This is a genomic window from Pseudomonas sp. G166, assembly GCF_037027455.2.
Classification (GTDB): Bacteria; Pseudomonadota; Gammaproteobacteria; order Pseudomonadales; family Pseudomonadaceae; genus Aquipseudomonas.
Map to the genome: position 1 here is coordinate 445,624 of NZ_CP146985.1, position 20,193 is coordinate 465,816.

Below are 20,193 nucleotides of genomic sequence, written 5' to 3' on the forward strand. Positions count from 1 at the left end.
GGAGCGAGCTTGCTCGCGATGACGGCGGTACATCCAATATCAATGTTGGCTGACACACCGCAATCGCGAGCAGGCTCGCTCCCACAGGGGATCTGCCGTGAACATGAGTTTTATGTTCACCAGCGCTGTGGGCCTTGCATTCAGTGTCGGCTGGCGGGATGTATTCGTGAGCAAGCCCACTCCCGCAGCAGACGAGTTGCATCCCTTACCGCTCATGCACATAAGTGCCGGGCGCCGCTTCACCGGCCGGGTAGGTCTTGTTGCCCAACACGGTGGGGGCTTTTTTCAGTTTGCCCGAGCGCTCGGCCTGCCAGGCCTGCCAGTGCAGCCACCAGGAGTCAGTGTGCTTGGTGGAGTTCTCCTGCCAATCCTCGGCCTTGGCCGGCATATCCTCGCTGGTCATGTAGCGCGACTTGGGGTTGCCCGGCGGGTTGAGGATGCTCTGGATATGACCGCTGCTCGACAGCACGAATTCCACTTTTCCACCAAACAGCTGTGCCGACTTGTAGCAGGACTTCCATGGGGTGATGTGGTCGTTGGTACCCGCCAGGGAAAAGATGTCGGCAGTGACCTGCTTGAGGTCGATCGGCGTGCCGCACACTTCCAGTGCATTGGGCCGGATCAACGGGTTGTTTTTGAACATCTCGATGAGGTCGCCGTGAAACGCCGCCGGTAGCCGCGTGGTGTCGTTGTTCCAGAACAGGATGTCGAATACCGGCGGCTCGTTGCCCAGCAGGTAGTTGTTGACCCAGTAGTTCCAGATCAGGTCGTTGGGGCGCATCCAGGCGAAGACCTTGGCCATGTCGCGGCCCTCGAGCACGCCAGCCTGGTAGGAGTGGCGCTTGGCCGCCTCCAGGGTCTGCTCGTCGACGAACAGCGCTACGTCGGTGTCCAGGGTGGTATCGAGCACGCTGACCAGCAGGGTCAGGGCGTTGACCTTCTTCTCACCGAGGGCGGCGTAGTGACCCAGCAGCGCGGTGCAGGTGATGCCGCCCGAGCAGGCACCCAGCATGTTCACGTCCTTGCTGCCAGTGATGGCCGTGACCACGTCCACCGCTTCCTTGAGCGCCTCGATGTAGGTCGACAGGCCCCACTCGCGTTGTTCCTTGGTGGGGTTGCGCCAACTGACGATGAAGGTCTGCACATTGCTGCGCAGGCAGAAGCGCGCCAGGCTCTTGTCCGGGCTGAGGTCGAAGACGTAGAACTTGTTGATCTGCGGCGGTACCACCAACAGCGGACGCTCGTGGACCTGCTCGGTGATGGGGCGGTACTGGATCAGTTCCAGCACGTCGTTGCGAAACACCACGGCGCCTTCAGTCACGCCCAGGCTCTTGCCGACTTCGAAGGCGCCCATGTCGACCTGGCTCGGCATCCCACCGTTGTGCACCAGGTCTTTGGCCAGGTGGGACAGGCCGTCCAGCAGGCTCTTGCCGCCGGTTTCGAAGAAGCGTTTGACCGCCGCCGGGTTGGCCGCCGAGTTGGTCGGGGCCATGGCTTCGGTCATCAGGTTGATCACGAAATGCCCGCGGCTGATGTCTTGGGGCGAAAGGCTGCTGTCGTCGATCCAGGCGTGCAGCTCCTTGCGCCACGCCAGGTAGGTTTGCAGATAACGTTTGTAGAGCGGGTTCTGGCTCCACGCCGGGTCGGCGAAGCGACGGTCATCGCTCGAAGGTTGCAGCGCGGATTTGCCGAACAGGACGTTCTTGAGTTCTACACCGAAATGGGCGACATGCTTGACGCTGTGCAGCGGTTGCTTGATGGCCTGGGTCAGCACCATTCGGGCAGAGGCCAGCAGATCTTTTCTGCGCAAGCCGACGACAGGATTCAACCCCAGGGTATTTTCCGAGGCCTGGTACTTCAGGTCATCGTTGTTCTTGTTGCTCATCTACGACGCTCCATTGTCCTTCAGACGAGTACCCGGACCGTGCCGTAAAGCCACACAGCCAATACCGGATACGCTGCTCGGGTGACCGTTAATTCCGCATCGAGGCCAATGAGGAAACTTGTGCAGGGAACCCGCAGGTTCCTTTGCAGGGAACTTGCCAGCTCCATTGGTTACCCGAGTTTAATTTTTTTCGCAAGCAGGCCAGTCATTGACGTTGCCGCGCGGGCATTCAAGCAGATGAGTCTAGAAAATTCGCCCTAAAGCGCCAGCCCGTGAGTTAGAGCATCAGCTTGACGACGGACTCGCTCGGGTCACGGGTTTTTCCGGCTGCCTTGAGCTCAGCAAGATAATCGTTCCACAAGTCTTGCTGGCGTACCGCCAACTGGTAGAGGTAGTCCCAGGTGAACAGTCCGCTGTCGTGGCCGTCGTCGAAGGTCAGTTTCAGTGCGTACTGGCCGGCCGGCTCGACCTTGCTCAGGCCGACGTTGAGCTTGCCGTATTGCAGGATGGGTTTGCCATGGCCCTGGACCTCGGCGGAAGGCGAATGCACCCGCAGGAACTCGGCGGGCAGGTGATATTCCTCGTCCGGCGCGTATTTGAGCGTCAGGGTCTTGGAGGCTTTGTGCAGGTTGATGGCGGTGGGGAGTTTGGTCATGGCCTCTGATCCGTCTCTGAAGGGAGCCTTGATCTGCAAAAACGACAAAGGTCCATGTGGGAGCGAGCTTGCTCGCGATAGCGGTTTGACAGTCAACGCATTGGTTGAATGATACGCCGCCATCGCGAGCAAGCTCGCTCCCACAGGTCCGAGCAAACCTGTCGGTGACTTACAGGATATACCGTGACAGATCTTCGTTCTGCGCCAATTCACCCAGGTGGCTGTTGACGTACTCGGCGTCGATGAGGATCGGCGCTTCGTTGTGGGCGCTGGCCAGATCGCCGGCGCTGAACGACACTTCCTCAAGCAGGCGTTCGAGCAGCGTATGCAGGCGACGGGCACCGATGTTCTCGGTCTTCTCGTTGACCTGCCAGGCGATCTGCGCCAGGCGCTTGATGCCTTCCGGGGTGAACTCGATGGTCAGGCCTTCCGTCTTGAGCAGCGCGCAATACTGTTCGGTGAGAGAAGCATGGGGCTCGCTGAGGATGCGTTCGAAGTCTTCCGGTGTCAGTGCCTTGAGTTCGACCCGGATCGGCAGGCGACCCTGCAGTTCCGGCACCAGGTCGCTCGGCTTGCTCAGGTGGAACGCACCGGAGGCGATGAACAGAATGTGGTCGGTCTTGACCATGCCCAGCTTGGTGTTGACCGTGCAGCCTTCGATCAGCGGCAGCAAGTCGCGCTGTACGCCTTCGCGGGAGACATCGGCGCCGCCGACATTGCCACGCTTGGCGACCTTGTCGATTTCGTCGATGAATACGATGCCGTGTTGCTCGACCGCTTCCAGCGCCTTGGCCTTCAACTCTTCTTCGTTGACCAGGCGGCTGGCTTCTTCATCGCGCACCAGCTTGAGCGCTTCCTTGACCTTGAGCTTACGGTTCTTGCGCTTGCCCTTGCCCATGTTGGCGAACAGGCTTTGCAACTGGTTGGTCATTTCTTCCATGCCCGGCGGCGCGGAAATATCGACGCCGGCCATTTCAGCCACTTCGATCTCGATTTCCTTGTCGTCCAGTTGACCTTCGCGCAGGCGCTTGCGGAACAGCTGGCGGGTGTTGGAGTCCTGGGTCGCGGCGGACTCGGCGTTGAAGCCCATGCGCGCCGGTGGCAGCAGGGCGTCGAGAATGCGTTCTTCGGCGGCATCTTCGGCGCGGTGGCGAACCTTGGTGATTTCCTGTTCGCGCAGCAACTTGATGGCGGCATCGGCCAGGTCACGGATGATCGACTCGACGTCGCGCCCCACATAGCCGACTTCGGTGAACTTGGTGGCTTCGACCTTGATGAACGGCGCGTTGGCGAGTTTGGCCAGGCGACGGGCGATCTCGGTTTTACCGACACCGGTCGGGCCGATCATCAGGATGTTCTTGGGGGTTACTTCGACGCGCAGCTCTTCGGGCAGCTGCATCCGCCGCCAGCGGTTACGCAGGGCGATGGCGACGGCGCGCTTGGCATCGTCCTGGCCGATGATGTGGCGGTTGAGTTCGTGGACGATTTCGCGGGGAGTCATGGACATAATAATTGGCGGTCCTCAAGCAAGAATGAGCCGTGGCGTGGTGGCCTGGACGGGCTTATTCCGCGAGATCCTGCTCCTCAATGGTTTGAGTGTGGTTGGTGAAGACACAGATGTCGCCGGCAATGCCCAGGGCAGTCTCGACGATCTCGCGGGCCGACAGGTCAGTCTTTTTTAGCAGGGCACTGGCCGCAGCCTGGGCGTAGGCGCCGCCGGAACCCATGGCGATCAGGCCATCCTCGGGCTCAACGACGTCACCGTTGCCGGTGATGATCAGCGAGGCGTCCTTGTTGGCGACCGCGAGCATGGCTTCGAGGCGGCTCAGGGAGCGGTCGGTACGCCATTCCTTGGCCAGTTCCACGGCGGCGCGAACCAGGTGGCCCTGATGTTTCTCAAGCTGGCCTTCGAAACGTTCGAACAGGGTGAACGCGTCGGCGGTGGCGCCGGCGAAACCGGCGATGACCTGGCCGTGATACAGGCGGCGGACTTTCTTCGCATTGCCTTTCATCACGGTGTTACCCAGTGAAACCTGGCCGTCGCCGCCCATGACGACTTTGCCATGACGGCGGACTGAAACGATGGTGGTCAAGGGAGAGTCTCCACGCAGCGGGGCGAAAATGCCCGGATGGAACTCATATGGGGGTGGCGTGGGTTTTTTCAACTGTGGGGGCGCAGAGGGGATGAGCGGTCTGCGGATGATCGCTCCCACGCAGAGCGTGGGAGCGATCAATGCATCTAGCGGCTCTGGCGTTGTTGTAACAACAGGTTGCTGAAACCGCTGCTGGCCAGTTGTTTCTGGGCCTTGGTCAGGTCTTCGCGGTTGCTGAACGGACCGACCAGTACCCGGTACCAGGTTTCGTCCTTCACAGTCCCGGACTCCACAGACACGGACTGCCCCAGCAGAATGATCTGCGCCCGCACTTTGTCGGCGTCGGCCTCCTTGCGAAACGAGCCGGCCTGGAGGAAGAACTTCGTCACCGGCGCTGCCTTCTGCACAGGCGGGGCCGGTGGCGGTGTGATGCCGGCCAGGGCCGCCTGGGCGCGGGCGGTATCGATTTTTGCTGCTTCGGCCGGGGTCACTGGGGTAGTGGGCACTTGCGGCGTCGGCAGGGTTTTCTCCGGCACGGCATCGGGCGGCACGATGACTTCCGATTCCGGCAGCAGGGTGTAGAAGTCGTATTTGGGCTTCACCGGTTGCGTCGGGCTCGGCGGAGTCTTGTTGGCCTCGGCGATGCGCGTGGCTTTCTGTTGCTCTTGCCGTACGCGCTTGACGTCATCGCCCTGGCCCGGCTCCAGCTTCATCAGAAACACAATGAAAGCGCCGACGGTCAGGCCGATGGCCATCCACAACCAGCCCGGAATCGGCTTTTTGGCCGGGGCTTGGTAACGACTGGCGCCGCGCTTGGGTGCAGGTTTTTTCTTGGCGGCCAACTTACATGCGCTCCAGGGTTTCCAGGCCCAGCAGTTCCAGGCCTTGCTTGAGCGTACGTCCGGTCAGCGCGGCGAGGCGCAGGCGGCTCTGCATTTGCTCTGGGGTTTGTGCGCTGAGGATCGGGCAGTTCTCGTAGAAGCTGGAGAACAGGCCGGCCACATCGTACAGGTATGCGCACAGAGTGTGCGGTGTGCCCTTGTCGGCAACGTTGTTCAGCACTTCACCGAACTGCGCCAGTTTGGCGGCCAGTTCCTGTTCCTGAGCAGCTTCAAGCACGATCTGGCCGTCCACTTCACTGAAGCTCTTGCCGAGCTTGCGGAACACTCCTGCCACGCGGGTGTAGGCATACAGCAGGTACGGCGCGGTGTTGCCTTCGAAATTGAGCATCAGGTCGAAGTTGAAGCTGTAGTCACTGGTGCGGTGCTTGGACAGGTCGGCGTATTTCACCGCGTCGATGCCCACGACCTTGGCGATCTTGCGCAGTTCGTCTTCGGCCAGGTCCGGGTTCTTGCCCTTGACCAGGGTGTAGGCGCGCTCCTGAGCTTCGGTCAGCAGGTCGATCAGCTTCACCGTGCCGCCATCGCGGGTCTTGAACGGACGACCGTCGGCGCCATTCATGGTACCGAAGCCCATGTGCTCCATTTCCATTGGGCGGGTTACGAAACCGGCCTGGCGCGCGACTTCGAACACCTGCTGGAAGTGCAGGGCCTGCCGCTGGTCGACGAAGTACAGGACCCGATCGGCCTTGAGCACGCCGTTGCGGTAGCGCACGGCTGCCAGGTCAGTGGTGGCATAGAGATAGCCACCGTCGGCCTTGACGATGATCACTGGCAACGGCTCGCCATCCGCGGTCTTGAACTGGTCGAGGAACACGCACTGGGCGCCGTTGCTTTCCACCAGCATGCCCTTGGCCTTGAGGTCGTTGACCACATTGATCAGGTCGTCGTTGTAGGCGCTTTCGCCCATCACGTCGGCCATGGTCAATTTGACGTTCAGCAGTTCGTAGATTTTCTGGCAGTGGGACAGGGAGATGTCCTTGAACTTGCTCCACAGCGCCAGGCATTCGGCATCGCCGGCCTGCAGCTTGACCACCAGGCCACGGGCGCGGTCGGCGAATTCGGGCGACTCGTCGAAGCGTTGCTTGGCGGCGCGGTAGAAGTTCTCCAGGTCCGACAGCTCGTCGCTGGTGATGGGGTTTTCCTGCAGGTAGGCCATCAGCATGCCGAACTGGGTGCCCCAGTCGCCGACGTGGTTCTGGCGGATCACCGTGTCGCCGAGAAACTCCAGGACCCGGGCCACGCCGTCGCCGATGATGGTAGAGCGCAGGTGGCCGACGTGCATTTCCTTGGCCAGGTTGGGGGCCGAGAGGTCGACCACGGTGCGCTGCAACGGGCCGGCCTTGCGCACGCCGAGGCGTGCGTCGGCCAGGGCCGCGTCCAGGCGGGAGGCCAGGGCCTGGGTGTTCTGGAAAAAGTTGATGAAGCCGGGGCCGGCAATGTCAGCCTTGCTGACGTTCTCATCGGCGGGCAACGCGGCGATGATTTTCTCCGCCAGGTCCCGCGGTTTCATGCCGGCCGGTTTGGCGAGCATCATCGCGATGTTGCTGGCGAAGTCACCGTGGGTCTTGTCGCGGGTGTTTTCGACCTGAATCGCCGGCGACAGGCCTTCTGGCAGCACACCTTCAGTGACGAGTTGGGCGATGGCTTGCTGGATGAGCTGGCGAATGGTGTCTTTCATGGTCTTCTCTTTCAACCGCAGGCGCGGCGGCGCTTCGATGCGCTGGTGGAAAAACTGGGCATTATCCGTGGCGAAGGCGGGCTTGCCAACTGTAGCGGGTCGGGTGGGGATATGTGGGGACTATTCTTGATGGCCTGGATGCACTCAGCCTACCTGTGGGGGCAAAGCTTGCGATCTGCTCAATCAATACAAATCCACCGGATCCACATCCAGCGACCAGCGTACCGCTCGCCCGCTGGGCATTTGTTCCAACAGCAACAGCCAGGCACTCAATAGCCGATGCAGCGGTGCCCGGGCATTGGCTTGTAATAAAAGTTGCGCCCGATAGCGCCCGGCCCGGCGCTCCATCGGAGCCGGAACCGGGCCCAATAGTTCTATGCCGGTGAGGTTCTGCTGCGCCAGCAAACGCTCGGCCTCGCTACAAGCTTCGTCGAGGAACGCTTCGGCCTGCCCCGGCTTATGTGCTTCGGCCCGCAACAGCGCCAGGTGCGCAAACGGTGGCAGACCGGCGCTGCGCCGTTCGCTCAAGGCCTGTTCGGCGAAGGCGAAGTAGCCTTGTTCAGTCAGCTGTATCAGCAGCGGGTGGTCGGCCAGGTGGGTCTGGATAATCACCTTGCCCGGCTCCTCGGCCCGCCCGGCGCGGCCCGCGACCTGGACGATCAACTGCGCCATGCGCTCGCTGGCGCGGAAGTCGCCGGAGAACAGCCCGCCGTCGGCGTCGAGGATCGACACCAGCGTGACCCGGGGGAAGTGGTGGCCTTTGGCGAGCATTTGCGTGCCCACCAGGATACATGGCTGGCCTTTCTGGATCGTGGCGAACAGCTGGTTCATCGCGTCCTTGCGCGAGGTGCTGTCGCGGTCCACCCGCAGCACCGGGTAATCGGGAAACAGGATGCCGAGTCGTTCTTCGGCGCGTTCGGTGCCGGCGCCGACTGGGCGCAAATCCACTTTGCCGCACTGCGGACAGTGCCTTGGCACTCGCTCGACGTGGCCGCAATGGTGGCAGCGCAGCTCGCCATGGCGTTGATGTACGGTCATCCGCGCATCGCAGCGTTCGCAACCGGACATCCAGCCACAGTCATGGCACAACAGCGTCGGGGCAAAACCCCGGCGGTTAAGGAATACCAAGACCTGTTGCCCGGCGGCCAGGGTCTGGCCGATGGCTTGCTGCATCGGCCCGGAAATGCCGCTGTCCAGCGGACGGCTTTTCACGTCCAGGCGCAGGAACCGCGGTTGCTTGGCGCCGCCGGCCCGTTCGTTCAGGCGCAGCAGGCCATAACGGCCGGTATAGGCGTTGTGCAGGCTCTCCAGGGACGGCGTCGCCGAGCCGAGGACAATGGGGATGTTTTCCTGGCGCGCGCGCACCAGTGCCAGGTCGCGGGCGTGGTAGCGCAGACCTTCCTGCTGCTTATAGGAGCCGTCGTGTTCTTCGTCGATGATGATCAGGCCTGGGTTCTTCATCGGTGTGAACAGGGCCGAACGGGTGCCGATGATGATGTCGGCCTCACCGTCCCGGGCGGCGAGCCAGGCTTCCAGGCGTTCGCGGTCGTTGACCGCCGAATGCACCAGGGCAATCCGGGCGTTGAAGCGCTGTTCGAAGCGCGCCAGGGTTTGCGGGCCGAGGTTGATTTCTGGAATCAGTACCAAGGCCTGCTTGCCGGCTTCCAGGGTCTGGCGGATCAGCTGTAGATAAACTTCGGTCTTGCCGCTGCCGGTGACGCCCGCCAGAAGAAAGGCGTGATAACTGTCGAAGCCGGCGCGAATCGCCTCGCAAGCAGCCCGCTGTTCGGTATTGAGCGGCAGTTCCGGTTGGGCCAGCCAATGTTCATGGCGCGCGCCGGGGGCGTGCCTGCGAACTTCCACTTGGACCAGGTCCTTGGCCAGTAGTAGATCGAGGCTGTCCTTGCTGAGCATCAGTTTGCTCAACAGTTGATGGGCTACCCCGTGGGGGTGCTGGGCCAGGGTCGCCAGGGCCTCGCGCTGGCGCGGCGCGCGGGCAATGCGCGGGTCGTCCAGCGAGGCGCCGGGTGTCACCGACCAGAACCGTTCCTGACGCGCCTCGGCCAGTTCGCCCTGGCGCAGCAGCACCGGCAGCGCCCAGCTCAAGGTGTCGCCGAGGCTGTGCTGATAATACTGGGAGGTCCACAGGCACAGCTTGAACAGCGACGCCGGCAAGGGGGGCGTGGCATCGAGCAGGGCCAGGGCCGGCTTGAGCTTGTCGGCTGGCACTTCGCTGTGGTCGGTGACCTCCACCAGAATCCCGATCATTTCCCGCCGGCCAAACGGCACCCGCAGACGCATGCCCGGGTGCAACTGGGCGCGCAGGACTCCGGCCGGGGCGCGGTAGTCGAACAGGCGGCGCAGTGGCGAAGGTAGGGCGAGGCGCAGAATGGCGTCGGGCACGCGGGGATCTCGGTAGGCGGACAAGTTCGCAAGGCTGAGCGCGATCGAATGTGGGAGCGAGCTTGCTCGCGATGGCGGCGTGTCCGGCAACATCCATGCGGCTGATTCACCGCTATCGCGAGCAAGCTCGCTCCCACAGGGATTGTGCTTGAGGGCGCGAGCCTAGCAGACGGTTGGTACAAGTCATAGCTTGCGTGATTGATGTTGTCTGGTAGAATCCGCGGCCTAATTACGTGCGGTATTCAACAATAGTGTTGGGTGGCGGCACGCTAGCCTGAGGAAAACAGCATGAAAACCGATATCCATCCGGAATACCCAGTAATTGCCGTGACTTGCAGCTGCGGCAACAAATTCGAAACGCGTTCGACCTTCGGCAAAGCCCTGGCGATCGACGTTTGCAACGAATGCCACCCGTTCTACACCGGTAAGCAAAAGACTCTGGATACCGGCGGCCGCGTTCAGAAGTTCGCCGATCGTTTCGGTGCTTTCGGCGCTACCAAAAAGGCCTGAGGCTAATCATTTTGGATGGTCGTCTCGACTGCTCCAGACTGATAAAGAAGGCGTCCCTTGTGGGCGCCTTTTTTGTGTCTGCGATTTGGCTGGCGGGCGCCCAGGCTTTCTGTCCGGCACCCTCGGGCCTTATCCAGGTGACGGTCCAGCGGGTGGTGGATGGCGACACCCTGCGCCTGACGGATGGTCGCAGTGTGCGCATGATTGGCCTCAATAGTCCTGAACTCGGTCGGCGGGGGCGTTCCGACGAGCCTTTTGCCGTGGTGGCTCGCCGGCGCCTCGAGACGCTGGTGGCTGCCGGTGGTGGGCGCGTGGGGTTGCTGCTTGGCAAGGAGGGCAAGGACCGTTACGGCCGCACCTTGGCCCATGTCTACAGCGTCGATGGCAATAATCTCGAAGCGCAATTGCTCGCCGAGGGGTTGGGTTTTCACGTGGCGGTAGCGCCAAATGTCGATCTGGTGGACTGCCAGCGTGCCGCCGAACGTCAGGCGCGTGAAGCGGGCCTGGGGTTGTGGAAACGCTCGCCGGTACTCAAGACGCGTCAGGTCAAGGCTTCGGGCTTCGCCGTGCTCAGTGGGCGGGTGAGTGAGGTCAGGCGCAATCGAGGCGGTGTTTGGCTTCAATTGCCGGATTCGGTTGTATTGCGCGTCGAATCCAATCTGCTTGGCCGCTTTGATATGGCCTCGCTTGAACGCCTCAAAGGCAGGCGAATTGAGGCGCGAGGCTGGGTCGTTGATCGTTCGCGGCGGGGCGGGCTTGAATCAGGTCAGGCGCGCTGGCTGCTGCCGTTGACCGATCCGGCCATGCTGAGTACGGTACCGCAATAAAAATTGTAGACATTTTACAGTCTGATTGTATGCATATAGCCCTTGTGTTTCGCGGCTCTTGGCCCAAAGTCGTAGGACGGGGCGCTTGACACGGGTGACTGGTCAGTCTTGTAGGGACTTTGCGAGGCGCGTATCCTCGGCGGTCCGTCTGTCCAACACAGTAAAAAGCGGAATGCCCACATGTCTGATCTGAAAACTGCCGCTCTCGAATATCACGCTAATCCTCGTCCAGGGAAGCTGAGTGTCGAGCTCACCAAGGCCACCGCTACTGCCCGCGATCTGTCGCTGGCCTACAGCCCCGGCGTAGCCGAACCAGTACGCGAAATCGCTCGCGACCCTGAGCTGGCCTACAAATACACCGGTAAGGGCAACCTGGTTGCAGTCATTTCCGATGGCACCGCGATTCTCGGTCTGGGTAACCTTGGCCCATTGGCTTCCAAGCCGGTCATGGAAGGCAAGGGTGTGCTGTTCAAGCGCTTCGCAGGCATCGATGTGTTCGACATCGAAGTCGACTCCGAAAGCCCGCAAGCCTTCATCGACACCGTCAAGCGTATCTCCATCACCTTCGGCGGCATCAACCTGGAAGACATCAAGGCGCCTGAGTGCTTCGAGATCGAACGTGCCCTGATCGAACAGTGCGACATTCCGGTGTTCCACGATGACCAGCACGGCACCGCGATCGTGACCGCGGCCGGTATGATCAACGCCCTGGAAATCGCTGGCAAAACCCTGCCTGAAGCCAAGATCGTCTGCCTCGGTGCCGGCGCTGCGGCCATCTCCTGCATGAAGTTGCTGGTGAGCATGGGCGCGAAAATCGAAAATATCTTCATGGTTGACCGTACCGGTGTGATCCACTCCGGCCGTGACGACCTGAACCAGTACAAGGCCGTGTTTGCCCACGCGACCGACAAGCGCTCCCTGGCCGACGCGCTGGACGGTGCCGACGTGTTCGTCGGCCTGTCGGGCCCGAACCTGCTGAGCGCGGAAAACCTGCTGCGCATGGCGCCGAACCCGATCGTGTTCGCGTGCTCGAACCCAGACCCGGAAATCTCCCCGGAGCTGGCTCACGCTACCCGCAACGACGTGATCATGGCTACCGGCCGTTCGGACTACCCGAACCAGGTCAACAACGTACTGGGCTTCCCGTTCATCTTCCGTGGTGCCCTGGACGTTCGCGCCAAACGCATCAACGAAGAAATGAAGGTCGCGGCTGCCAACGCTCTGCGCGAACTGGCCAAGCTGCCGGTGCCCCAGGAAGTGTGCGACGCCTATGGCGGCATCAAGCTGGAATTCGGTCGTGAGTACATCATTCCGAAACCAATGGACGCCCGCCTGATCACCCTGATCTCCGACGCTGTGGCCAAGGCTGCAATCGAGACTGGCGTAGCCACCCTGCCGTATCCGAAGAACTACCCGCTCAAGAGCGTGGATGACGTGTTCAACGGCTAAGTCGTTGTAGCGCTTCAACGAAAAACCCCGGCTCCTGTGAGTCGGGGTTTTTTATTGCCTGCCGATTCGTGTAACCGCCGGCAATCCCCTGTGGGAGCTTGCTCGCGATGACGGCGGGTCAGCTTGTATTGATGTTGAATGCCAGGCCGCAATCGCGAGCAAGCTCGCTCCCACAGGGTTGTGTGTTGATCATTGATCGTTCCCACGTTCTGCGTGGGAACAATCAAAAGCCCCACACTTCTTTCGAAGGTGGGGCTTTTGGATGAGGTCTGCTCAGAACAAATCGATCGGCGCCGCTTCGTCCGCCGGCAATGGGCTGCCCGGCGCAACACCATTGCCCAGCTCATTGACCGACGGCGGAGTGTCTTCACTCTTGAACAGTTCGAAGTACGCGCCCGGGGTGCCAGGGGTGGCGGCGCGACCGCTGACCGGGTCGACGCGCAGGCTGAGGATGCCTTCGGGCTCCGGCTGGGTGTGAGGCGGTTTGTCCTTGAGTGCGGCGCCCATGTAGCTCATCCAGATCGGCAGTGCGACCGTGCCACCGAACTCGCGACGGCCCAGGCTCTCGGGTTGGTCGAAGCCGGTCCAGACGGTGGTCACGTAGTCGGCGTTATAGCCCGAGAACCAGGCGTCCTTGGATTCGTTGGTGGTACCGGTCTTGCCCGCCAGGTCGGTGCGACCCAGGGCCAGGGCACGGCGGCCGGTGCCGAGCTTGATCACGTCCTGCAGCATGCTGTTGAGAATGTAGGTGGTGCGCCCATCGACAATGCGCTCGGCGACGGCGGGTGCTTGCGGCAGGCCCGGGGCTGTCGTGGCTTCGCCCGGTGTCGCATTGACCGTGAACGTCTGGGTGGCCGGCGCGGCTACGCCGTCGCTGGCCTGCTCACCGGTGGGCACCCGTGGCGGGTTGGCGACGAACAGCGTCTCGCCGTTGCGGCTTTCGATCTTGTCGATGATGTACGGAGTGATCTTGTATCCGCCGTTGGCGAACGTACTCCAGCCGGTGGCGATTTCCATCGGTGTCAGGGTCGCGGTGCCCAGTGCCAGGGACAGGTTGCGCGGCAGATCCTGCTTGTTGAAGCCGAACTTGCTGATGTAGTCGATGGTGCGGTCCACGCCCAGCGCCTGCAGCAGGCGGATCGACACAAGGTTGCGGGACTTGTACAGCGCTTCGCGCAGGCGGATCGGGCCCAGGAACGTATTGGTGTCGTTCTTCGGCCGCCAGACCTTGTCCAGGTATTCATCGACGAACACGATCGGCGCATCGTTCACCAGGCTGGCGGCGGTGTAGCCGTTGTCCAGAGCGGCGCTGTAGACGAATGGCTTGAAGCTCGAGCCCGGCTGGCGCTTGGCCTGCAATGCGCGGTTGTAGTTGCTTTGCTCGAAGGCGAAGCCGCCCACCAGCGAGCGGATGGCGCCGTCCTGCGGGTCGAGGGACACCAGCGCGCCTTGGGCAGCGGGGACTTGGCTGAACTTGAGGGTGTTGTCCGCCTGGCGCTGTACCCGGATCAGATCGCCAACCTGGGCCACGTCAGACGGCTGCCGGGGGTTGGCGCCCATGCTGTTGGTATTGAGGAACGGACGCGCCCATTTCATGCTGTCCCAGGCCACATGCTCTTCCAGCTCGCCGTTGCGGGTCAGCACCTTGATGCCATCCTTGTCCACCGAAGTGACGATGGCCGGTTCCAGGCCGCTGATGGGGCGCTGTTTGGTCAGCTCAAGGGCCCAGGCTTCCTTGGTCTTGCCCGGCAGGCGCGATTCAGGTCCACGGTAACCGTGGCGCTGGTCGTAGGTCATCAGGCCTTCGTGCAGGGCGGTGTTGGCCATTTCCTGCAAGTTGCTCGGTACCGTGGTGGTCACGCGGAAACCTTCGGTATAGGCATCGCTGCCATAGCGGCCGACCATCTCGGCGCGGGCCATCTCGGCGATGTACGGGGCGTTCACTTCCGGGGTTGGTACGTGATAGCTGGCGTTCAATGGCTCGTTGATCGCCGCGGTGTAGTCGGCTTCGCTGATCTTGCCGAGCTTGTACATGCGCCCCAGGATCCAGTCGCGCCGTTCTTTGCTGCGCGCCGGGTTGGCCAGCGGGTTGAAGCGCGACGGTGCCTTGGGCAGGCCGGCGATCATCGCCATCTGCGCCAGGCTTACATCACGGATCGACTTGCCGTAGTACACCTGCGCCGCCGCCTCGATGCCGTAGGCGCGGTTACCCAGGTAAATCTTGTTCACGTACAGCTCGAGGATTTCATCCTTGGTCAACTGCCGCTCTATTTGCAGGGCCAGAAGGATCTCGGTGGTCTTGCGCGAGAAGCTGCGCTCACTGGTCAGGAAGAAGTTCTTGGCCACCTGCATGGTGATGGTGCTGCCGCCGGACTGGATGTGTCCGCTCTTGACCAACTGGCTGGCGGCGCGCATCAGGCTGCCCGGATCGACGCCGTAGTGATTGGCGAAGTTGTCGTCTTCAGCACTTAGTAACGCATTGATGAAGTTGGGGGGAATGTCGGCGAAACGGATGGGTGTACGGCGCATTTCGCCAAATTCGGCGATCAACTTGTTGTCGCTGCTGTACACCCGCAGAGGAATCTGCAACTGAATACTTCTCAGCGCCTCCACGGACGGCAAACCCGGACTAAGGTAAAGAAACGCACCGCTCAGACCCAAGAGCAGTCCGCAGAAAACGGCGACGATGGACCATCCGAAAAATTTCAGCAGACGAATCAAGGCTTTTGGATATCCAGGCAAAGAATGAAAAAGACGCCAGGTGCAGGGAAGGACCCGTGCGTGCAGCAAAGCGAAAAAAAACGCTGGGCATTATAAGCATTTTTTTTCGTCGAAAACGCCATCCGGACGTCCGTCGGGCCGGGGTGATTGAACGCAATGCATATTAGAGAGTCCGTAACTCACGGATAGTCATAGGGAATTGGTAGTGCTACGACTCTTCAATAAAAAAGCCCATACGCTTCTGGGGATAGACATCAGCTCCACGTCGGTGAAGCTGCTTGAGTTGAGCCGCCAGGGCGACCGGTACCGCGTCGAGTCTTACGCGGTCGAACCATTGCCGGCCAACGCCGTGGTTGAAAAGAATATCGCCGAGCTCGAAGGGGTGGGGCAGGCATTGTCTCGGGTGCTGGCCAAGGCCAAGACACCCTCGCGCAACGTGGCCGTCGCCGTGGCCGGTTCAGCGGTAATCACCAAGACCATCGAGATGGACGCCGGGTTGTCCGACGATGACATGGAAAACCAGCTCAAGATCGAGGCCGACCAGTACATACCTTATCCGCTGGATGAGGTGGCCATCGATTTCGAAGTCCTCGGCCCGTCACCGCGTAGCACCGAGCGAGTCGAGGTGCTGCTGGCGGCCTGTCGCAAGGAAAACGTCGAGGTCCGCGAGGCTGCGCTGGCGCTGGCCGGGCTGACGGCCCGGGTGGTCGATGTGGAAGCCTATGCGCTGGAGCGCGCCTTTGGCCTGCTCGCCACGCAGCTGGCCGCGTCCCAGGAACGGCTGACGGTGGCGGTCATCGACATCGGCGCCACCATGACCACCCTCAGCGTGCTGCACAACGGGCGGATCATCTATACCCGCGAGCAATTGTTCGGTGGACGCCAGCTCACCGAGGAAATCCAGCGTCGCTATGGCCTGACGGCCGAACAGGCGGGCCTGGCAAAGAAGCAGGGTGGCCTGCCGGACGATTACCTCAGTGAGGTGCTGCAACCTTTTCGCGAGGCCTTGGTGCAACAGGTTTCGCGGTCCTTGCAGTTTTTCTTCGCTTCGGGCCAGTACAGCGCGGTTGACCATATTTTGTTGGCCGGGGGCTCGGCGTCGGTCGCAGGCCTGGATCGGTTGATCGAACAACGCCTGGGCACACCGACCCAGGTGGCCAACCCGTTTACCAACATGGCCCTGAGCAGCAAGGTGAATGCGGGCGCCTTGGCCAGTGATGCGCCGGCGCTGATGATTGCCTGCGGGCTGGCCCTCAGGAGTTTCGACTGATGGCGCGGATCAACCTTCTCCCCTGGCGCGAAGCGTTGCGCGAAGAACGTCGCAAACGCTTTTTGCTGGCATTGGTGGGGGCGCTGGTGGGGGCAGTGGGCTTGACCCTGATCGCAGTCCAGTACCTCAACAGTGCCATCGACCAGCAAGTGGCGCGTAACAGTCATCTCTCCGAGCAGATCGCCGTGCTCGACGAACGCATCAAGCAAATCAGCGAACTCAAAGCCCGGCGCCAGCAACTGCTGGAGCGCATGCGCATCATCCAGGATCTGCAGGGTAACCGACCGGTCAGCGGACGCATCTTCGACCAACTGGCGCGGACCCTGCCGGACGGAGTGTATTTCACCGAAGTGAAAATGGAAGACAAGACGCTCTCGATCAAAGGCGCTGCGGAATCGAACAACCGGGTTTCGGACCTCATGCGCAACCTGGACGCGTCGGACCTGTTCGATGCGCCCAGCCTGACGGAGGTTAAGGCCACCACGGCTGGGCAGCTCGACCAGGCCAATGTGTTCCAGCTGACGGTCCGCCAGACTCGTCCGGCCGATGGGGAGGACGCTCAATGAAGCCGGGGGAGTGGTTCGCCGCGCTGCGCAAGATCGACATCAGTGACCTGGATACCAACAACATCGGCGCCTGGCCGGCCCCAATCAAATGGCTGGCCGGTGCCTTGCTGGTGGTCCTGGTGCTGGGCCTGGGCTATAACTTTGCCTTGAGTGACCTGCAGAACCAGTTGCAGCAAGTGCGCCAGGAAGAAGATACCCTCAAGGCGCAGTTCGCGGGCAAGGCCCACATGGCTGCGAACCTGGAGCGCTACATCGAGCAGATGAAGCAGATGGAAACATCCTTTGGTGTGCTGTTGCGACAATTGCCCAGTGACACCGAGGTCCCGGGGCTGCTCGAAGACATTACCCGCACCGGCCTGGGCAGCGGCCTGGAGTTCGAGGAAATCAAACTGCTGCCCGAAGTCGCCCAGCCGTTCTACATCGAGCTGCCGATCCAGATCACCGTGACCGGCGGCTACCACGACCTGGCAACGTTCGTCAGCGGTGTGGCCGGGTTGCCCCGGATCGTCACGCTGCACGATTTCGAGATCGCGCCGATGGAGCCCGAGGCAGGCGCGAAGCTGCGCATGAGCATCCAGGCCAAGACCTACCGGTATAACGAGCAGGAGGCTCAGCCATGAAGCCGGCCTGCCGCATTTGCCTGCTGGCAGGACTGGTCGCGTTGGCTGGTTGCAACAATGACAGCGGTTTCGACGACCTGGACGCCTACATGAACGAAGTGCGCCTGCGCCCACCCGGCAAGATCGAGCCGACGCCGACGTTCAGGCCCTACGAAACCTTCACCTACAGCGCCGCCAACCTGCGCAGCCCGTTCACCCGGCAGGTCCGGGTGGACCAGGCCAATCGGCAGCAGGGCTCACGCAACGTCCGGCCCGACCCCAACCGAGTCAAGCAATACCTGGAAGGCTTCAACATCGAGCAATTTGAAATGGTCGGTACGATCTCCAATGTCAGCGGCTCCTTCGCGCTGTTACGCGGCGCAGGCGGGGTGCATCGGCTCAAGGTCGGTGACTATCTGGGACGCAACGACGGGCGAATTGTCGCCATCAGCGCCACCCAGGTCGATGTGGTCGAAATCGTTCCAGATGGCGAAGGTGCCTGGCTGGAGCGACCACGGACCATTCCTTTGAAAGAGCATTCATAGTGGAACTCGAACAATGAACAGGATTTTTTCTGCCCTCGGTATTTCGCTATGGATAGCGCTGTTGTCGCCGATGGTTCATGCGGCCAACCTGAAGACGCTGGATGTGGCGGCGTTGCCGGGTGACCGCATCGAGTTGAAACTCGCCTTCGATGGGCCGCCGCCGACGCCTCGGGGCTACACCACCGATCAGCCGGCCCGGATCGCGCTGGACCTGCCCGGCGTGAGTAATCAACTGGCCAGTAAGCGCCGTGACCTGGGCGGTGGCAACGCACGCAGTGCCACCGTGGTCGAGGCGGGCGACCGTACGCGGCTGATCATCGGCCTTACCCAACTGGCGCCGTATGACACCCGGATCGAAGGCAACAACCTGTTCGTGGTGGTTGGCAAAGGCATCGCGCCCAAGGCCACGACCCAGGCTGCGCGTCCGGCGGTTGCCAGTGCCGCGCCTGCCAGGGCCAGCGCGCCGGTGGGCAAGGCTATCCGTGGCGTGGATTTCCAGCGCGGAACCCAGGGTGAAGGCAATGTGGTGATCGATCTGTCGGACCCTTCCATCGCTCCGGACATCCAGGAGCGTGAAGGCAAGATCATCCTCAATTTCGCCAGGACCCAGTTGCCCGAGCCGCTGCGGGTGCGCCTGGACGTCAAGGACTTCGCCACCCCGGTGCAGTTCGTCAATGCCATTGCCGGCGGCGACCGGGCGACCATCAGCATCGAACCCAGCGGCACCTTCGATTATTCCACCTACCAGACCGACAACAAGCTGACCGTCAGCGTCCGGCCGATGACGGTAGAGGACCTGCAAAAACGCAATTCCGATCGCGCCGCCTACAGCGGTGAGAAACTCTCGCTGAACTTCCAGGACATCGAAGTGCGTTCGGTCCTGCAACTGATCGCCGATTTCACCAATTTGAACCTGGTGGCAAGTGACACGGTGCAGGGCGGCATTACCCTGCGGCTACAGAACGTGCCTTGGGATCAGGCGCTGGACTTGGTGCTCAAGACCAAAGGGCTGGATAAGCGCAAGGTCGGCAACGTGCTGCTGGTGGCCCCGGCCGATGAAATCGCGGCGCGCGAGCGCCAGGAGTTGGAGTCCCAGAAGCAGATTGCCGACCTGGCGCCGCTGCGGCGTGAGTTGCTGCAGGTCAATTACGCGAAGGCCGCGGACATCGCCAAGCTGTTCCAGTCGGTGACCAGTGCCGAAGCGAAAGCCGATGAGCGCGGCACGATCACGGTGGATGAGCGTACCAACAACATCATTGCCTACCAGACCCAGGACCGCCTCGACGAGCTACGCCGGATCGTGGCGCAGCTGGATATTCCGGTGCGCCAGGTGATGATCGAGGCGCGGATCGTCGAGGCCAACGTCGATTACGACAAAAGCCTGGGTGTGCGTTGGGGCGGTTCGATCCAGAACAAGGGCAACTGGAGTTCCTCCGGGGTCACCACCGGCGACTCCACCACCATTGGCACGCCGGGCAGCACCAGCACCAACCAGCCATTTGTCGATCTGGGCGCGTCGGGTAACACCTCTGGAATCGGCATTGCGTTCATTACCGACAACGTGCTGCTGGATCTGGAGCTGACGGCCATGGAGAAAACCGGCAACGGCGAAATCGTCTCCCAGCCCAAGGTGGTGACGTCCGACAAGGAGACGGCCAAAATCCTCAAGGGCACGGAGATTCCTTATCAGGAAGCCAGCTCCAGCGGTGCTACCTCGGTGTCGTTCAAGGAGGCCTCGCTGTCGCTGGAGGTGACCCCGCAGATCACCCCGGACAACCGCATCATCATGGAGGTCAAGGTCACCAAGGATGAGCCGGACTACCTGAACAAGGTAAATGATGTGCCACCGATCAAGAAAAACGAGGTCAACGCCAAGGTCCTGGTCAATGATGGCGAGACCATTGTGATTGGCGGGGTTTTCTCAAATACTCAGAGCAAGGTTGTAGATAAGGTGCCATTTCTTGGCGATGTGCCGTATCTTGGCCGCCTTTTCCGGCGTGATGTGGTTTCGGAGACAAAATCCGAGCTGCTGGTGTTCCTCACTCCGCGTATCATGAACAACCAGGCGATTGCTGTGAGTCGTTGATTCT

Annotated in this window: 16 protein-coding genes; 8 read left to right on the plus strand and 8 right to left on the minus strand. The window is 61.6% G+C overall.

All coding sequences use genetic code 11. The features are described 5' to 3' along the window. Window positions 1-205 precede the first annotated feature (205 nt). The 7 genes from phaC to SGN16_RS02025 form a co-directional block, all read right to left on the minus strand. Window positions 206-1,885: a class II poly(R)-hydroxyalkanoic acid synthase gene (gene phaC, locus SGN16_RS01995; protein ID WP_210642464.1), complete on the minus strand. Its 1,680-nt coding sequence runs from the start codon at window positions 1,883-1,885 to the stop codon at window positions 206-208. Between the two features lie 277 nt (window positions 1,886-2,162). Then, on the minus strand, window positions 2,163-2,540 hold the full coding sequence (locus SGN16_RS02000) for a DUF971 domain-containing protein (protein ID WP_210642465.1): 378 nt from the start codon (window positions 2,538-2,540) through the stop codon (window positions 2,163-2,165). A gap of 169 nt (window positions 2,541-2,709) precedes the next feature. Continuing rightward, on the minus strand, window positions 2,710-4,047 hold the full coding sequence (hslU, locus tag SGN16_RS02005) for an ATP-dependent protease ATPase subunit HslU (RefSeq protein ID WP_210642466.1): 1,338 nt from the start codon (window positions 4,045-4,047) through the stop codon (window positions 2,710-2,712). Window positions 4,048-4,102: 55 nt separating this feature from the next. Continuing rightward, the gene (gene hslV, locus SGN16_RS02010) at window positions 4,103-4,633 is read right to left on the minus strand and encodes an ATP-dependent protease subunit HslV (RefSeq protein WP_003186641.1); all 531 of its coding nucleotides are present in this window, start codon (window positions 4,631-4,633) and stop codon (window positions 4,103-4,105) included. 146 nt (window positions 4,634-4,779) lie between these two features. Next, window positions 4,780-5,475, minus strand: coding sequence for an SPOR domain-containing protein (locus tag SGN16_RS02015; RefSeq protein ID WP_335943757.1), 696 nt, complete (start codon window positions 5,473-5,475; stop codon window positions 4,780-4,782). A 1-nt stretch (window position 5,476) separates the two neighbouring features. Continuing rightward, on the minus strand, window positions 5,477-7,213 hold the full coding sequence (gene argS, locus SGN16_RS02020) for an arginine--tRNA ligase (protein WP_210642468.1): 1,737 nt from the start codon (window positions 7,211-7,213) through the stop codon (window positions 5,477-5,479). 183 nt (window positions 7,214-7,396) lie between these two features. Continuing rightward, window positions 7,397-9,616 (minus strand): primosomal protein N', encoded by a 2,220-nt coding sequence (locus SGN16_RS02025; RefSeq protein WP_210642469.1) that lies wholly within the window; start codon window positions 9,614-9,616, stop codon window positions 7,397-7,399. A gap of 288 nt (window positions 9,617-9,904) precedes the next feature. Between SGN16_RS02025 and rpmE the strand changes: the two genes are divergently transcribed. The 3 genes from rpmE (at window position 9,905) to SGN16_RS02040 (ending at window position 12,402) form a co-directional block, all read left to right on the plus strand. Next, window positions 9,905-10,126 carry a 50S ribosomal protein L31 gene (gene rpmE, locus SGN16_RS02030; RefSeq protein WP_210642470.1) on the plus strand — a complete coding sequence of 74 codons (222 nt, stop codon included), beginning with the start codon at window positions 9,905-9,907 and terminating at the stop codon, window positions 10,124-10,126. A gap of 11 nt (window positions 10,127-10,137) precedes the next feature. Next, complete coding sequence (locus tag SGN16_RS02035; protein WP_335943758.1) at window positions 10,138-10,953, plus strand: thermonuclease family protein; 816 nt, start codon at window positions 10,138-10,140, stop codon at window positions 10,951-10,953. A 180-nt stretch (window positions 10,954-11,133) separates the two neighbouring features. Further along, a complete protein-coding gene (locus SGN16_RS02040) occupies window positions 11,134-12,402 on the plus strand; it encodes a malic enzyme-like NAD(P)-binding protein (RefSeq protein WP_030140993.1) in 1,269 nt (422 codons plus the stop codon). Window positions 12,403-12,675: 273 nt separating this feature from the next. Here the strand turns inward: SGN16_RS02040 and SGN16_RS02045 are convergent, their stop codons facing one another. After that, window positions 12,676-15,120, minus strand: a complete 2,445-nt coding sequence (locus tag SGN16_RS02045; RefSeq protein ID WP_210645072.1) for a penicillin-binding protein 1A — start codon at window positions 15,118-15,120, stop codon at window positions 12,676-12,678. Window positions 15,121-15,328: 208 nt separating this feature from the next. Between SGN16_RS02045 and SGN16_RS02050 the strand changes: the two genes are divergently transcribed. From SGN16_RS02050 to pilQ, 5 genes are read left to right on the plus strand one after another with little or no spacing between them, the layout of a single operon-like run. Further along, a complete protein-coding gene (locus SGN16_RS02050; protein WP_210642472.1) occupies window positions 15,329-16,393 on the plus strand; it encodes a pilus assembly protein PilM in 1,065 nt (354 codons plus the stop codon). Next, entirely contained in the window at window positions 16,393-16,959 is a 567-nt protein-coding gene (locus tag SGN16_RS02055; RefSeq protein WP_210642473.1) for a PilN domain-containing protein, read from the plus strand. The genes SGN16_RS02050 and SGN16_RS02055 overlap by 1 nt, the downstream gene beginning before the upstream one ends. Continuing rightward, window positions 16,956-17,579 carry a type 4a pilus biogenesis protein PilO gene (gene pilO, locus SGN16_RS02060; protein WP_335943759.1) on the plus strand — a complete coding sequence of 208 codons (624 nt, stop codon included), beginning with the start codon at window positions 16,956-16,958 and terminating at the stop codon, window positions 17,577-17,579. Before SGN16_RS02055 ends, pilO begins: the two co-directional genes overlap by 4 nt. Then, the gene (locus SGN16_RS02065; protein WP_210642475.1) at window positions 17,576-18,103 is read left to right on the plus strand and encodes a pilus assembly protein PilP; all 528 of its coding nucleotides are present in this window, start codon (window positions 17,576-17,578) and stop codon (window positions 18,101-18,103) included. Before pilO ends, SGN16_RS02065 begins: the two co-directional genes overlap by 4 nt. Before the next feature lie 13 nt (window positions 18,104-18,116). After that, window positions 18,117-20,189, plus strand: coding sequence for a type IV pilus secretin PilQ (gene pilQ / locus SGN16_RS02070; RefSeq protein WP_210642476.1), 2,073 nt, complete (start codon window positions 18,117-18,119; stop codon window positions 20,187-20,189). Window positions 20,190-20,193: the final 4 nt, after the last annotated feature.

Excerpts from the sequence above, each read along its gene's own strand:
- phaC (WP_210642464.1), bottom strand. The coding sequence starts at position 1,885 with ATGAGCAACAAGAACAACGATGACCTGAAGTACCAGGCCTCGGAAAAT.
- SGN16_RS02000 (WP_210642465.1), bottom strand. The coding sequence starts at position 2,540 with ATGACCAAACTCCCCACCGCCATCAACCTGCACAAAGCCTCCAAGACC.
- hslU (WP_210642466.1), bottom strand. The coding sequence starts at position 4,047 with ATGTCCATGACTCCCCGCGAAATCGTCCACGAACTCAACCGCCACATC.
- argS (WP_210642468.1), bottom strand. The coding sequence starts at position 7,213 with ATGAAAGACACCATTCGCCAGCTCATCCAGCAAGCCATCGCCCAACTC.
- rpmE (WP_210642470.1), top strand. The coding sequence starts at position 9,905 with ATGAAAACCGATATCCATCCGGAATACCCAGTAATTGCCGTGACTTGC.
- SGN16_RS02040 (WP_030140993.1), top strand. The coding sequence starts at position 11,134 with ATGTCTGATCTGAAAACTGCCGCTCTCGAATATCACGCTAATCCTCGT.
- SGN16_RS02055 (WP_210642473.1), top strand. The coding sequence starts at position 16,393 with ATGGCGCGGATCAACCTTCTCCCCTGGCGCGAAGCGTTGCGCGAAGAA.
- pilO (WP_335943759.1), top strand. The coding sequence starts at position 16,956 with ATGAAGCCGGGGGAGTGGTTCGCCGCGCTGCGCAAGATCGACATCAGT.
- SGN16_RS02065 (WP_210642475.1), top strand. The coding sequence starts at position 17,576 with ATGAAGCCGGCCTGCCGCATTTGCCTGCTGGCAGGACTGGTCGCGTTG.
- pilQ (WP_210642476.1), top strand. The coding sequence starts at position 18,117 with ATGAACAGGATTTTTTCTGCCCTCGGTATTTCGCTATGGATAGCGCTG.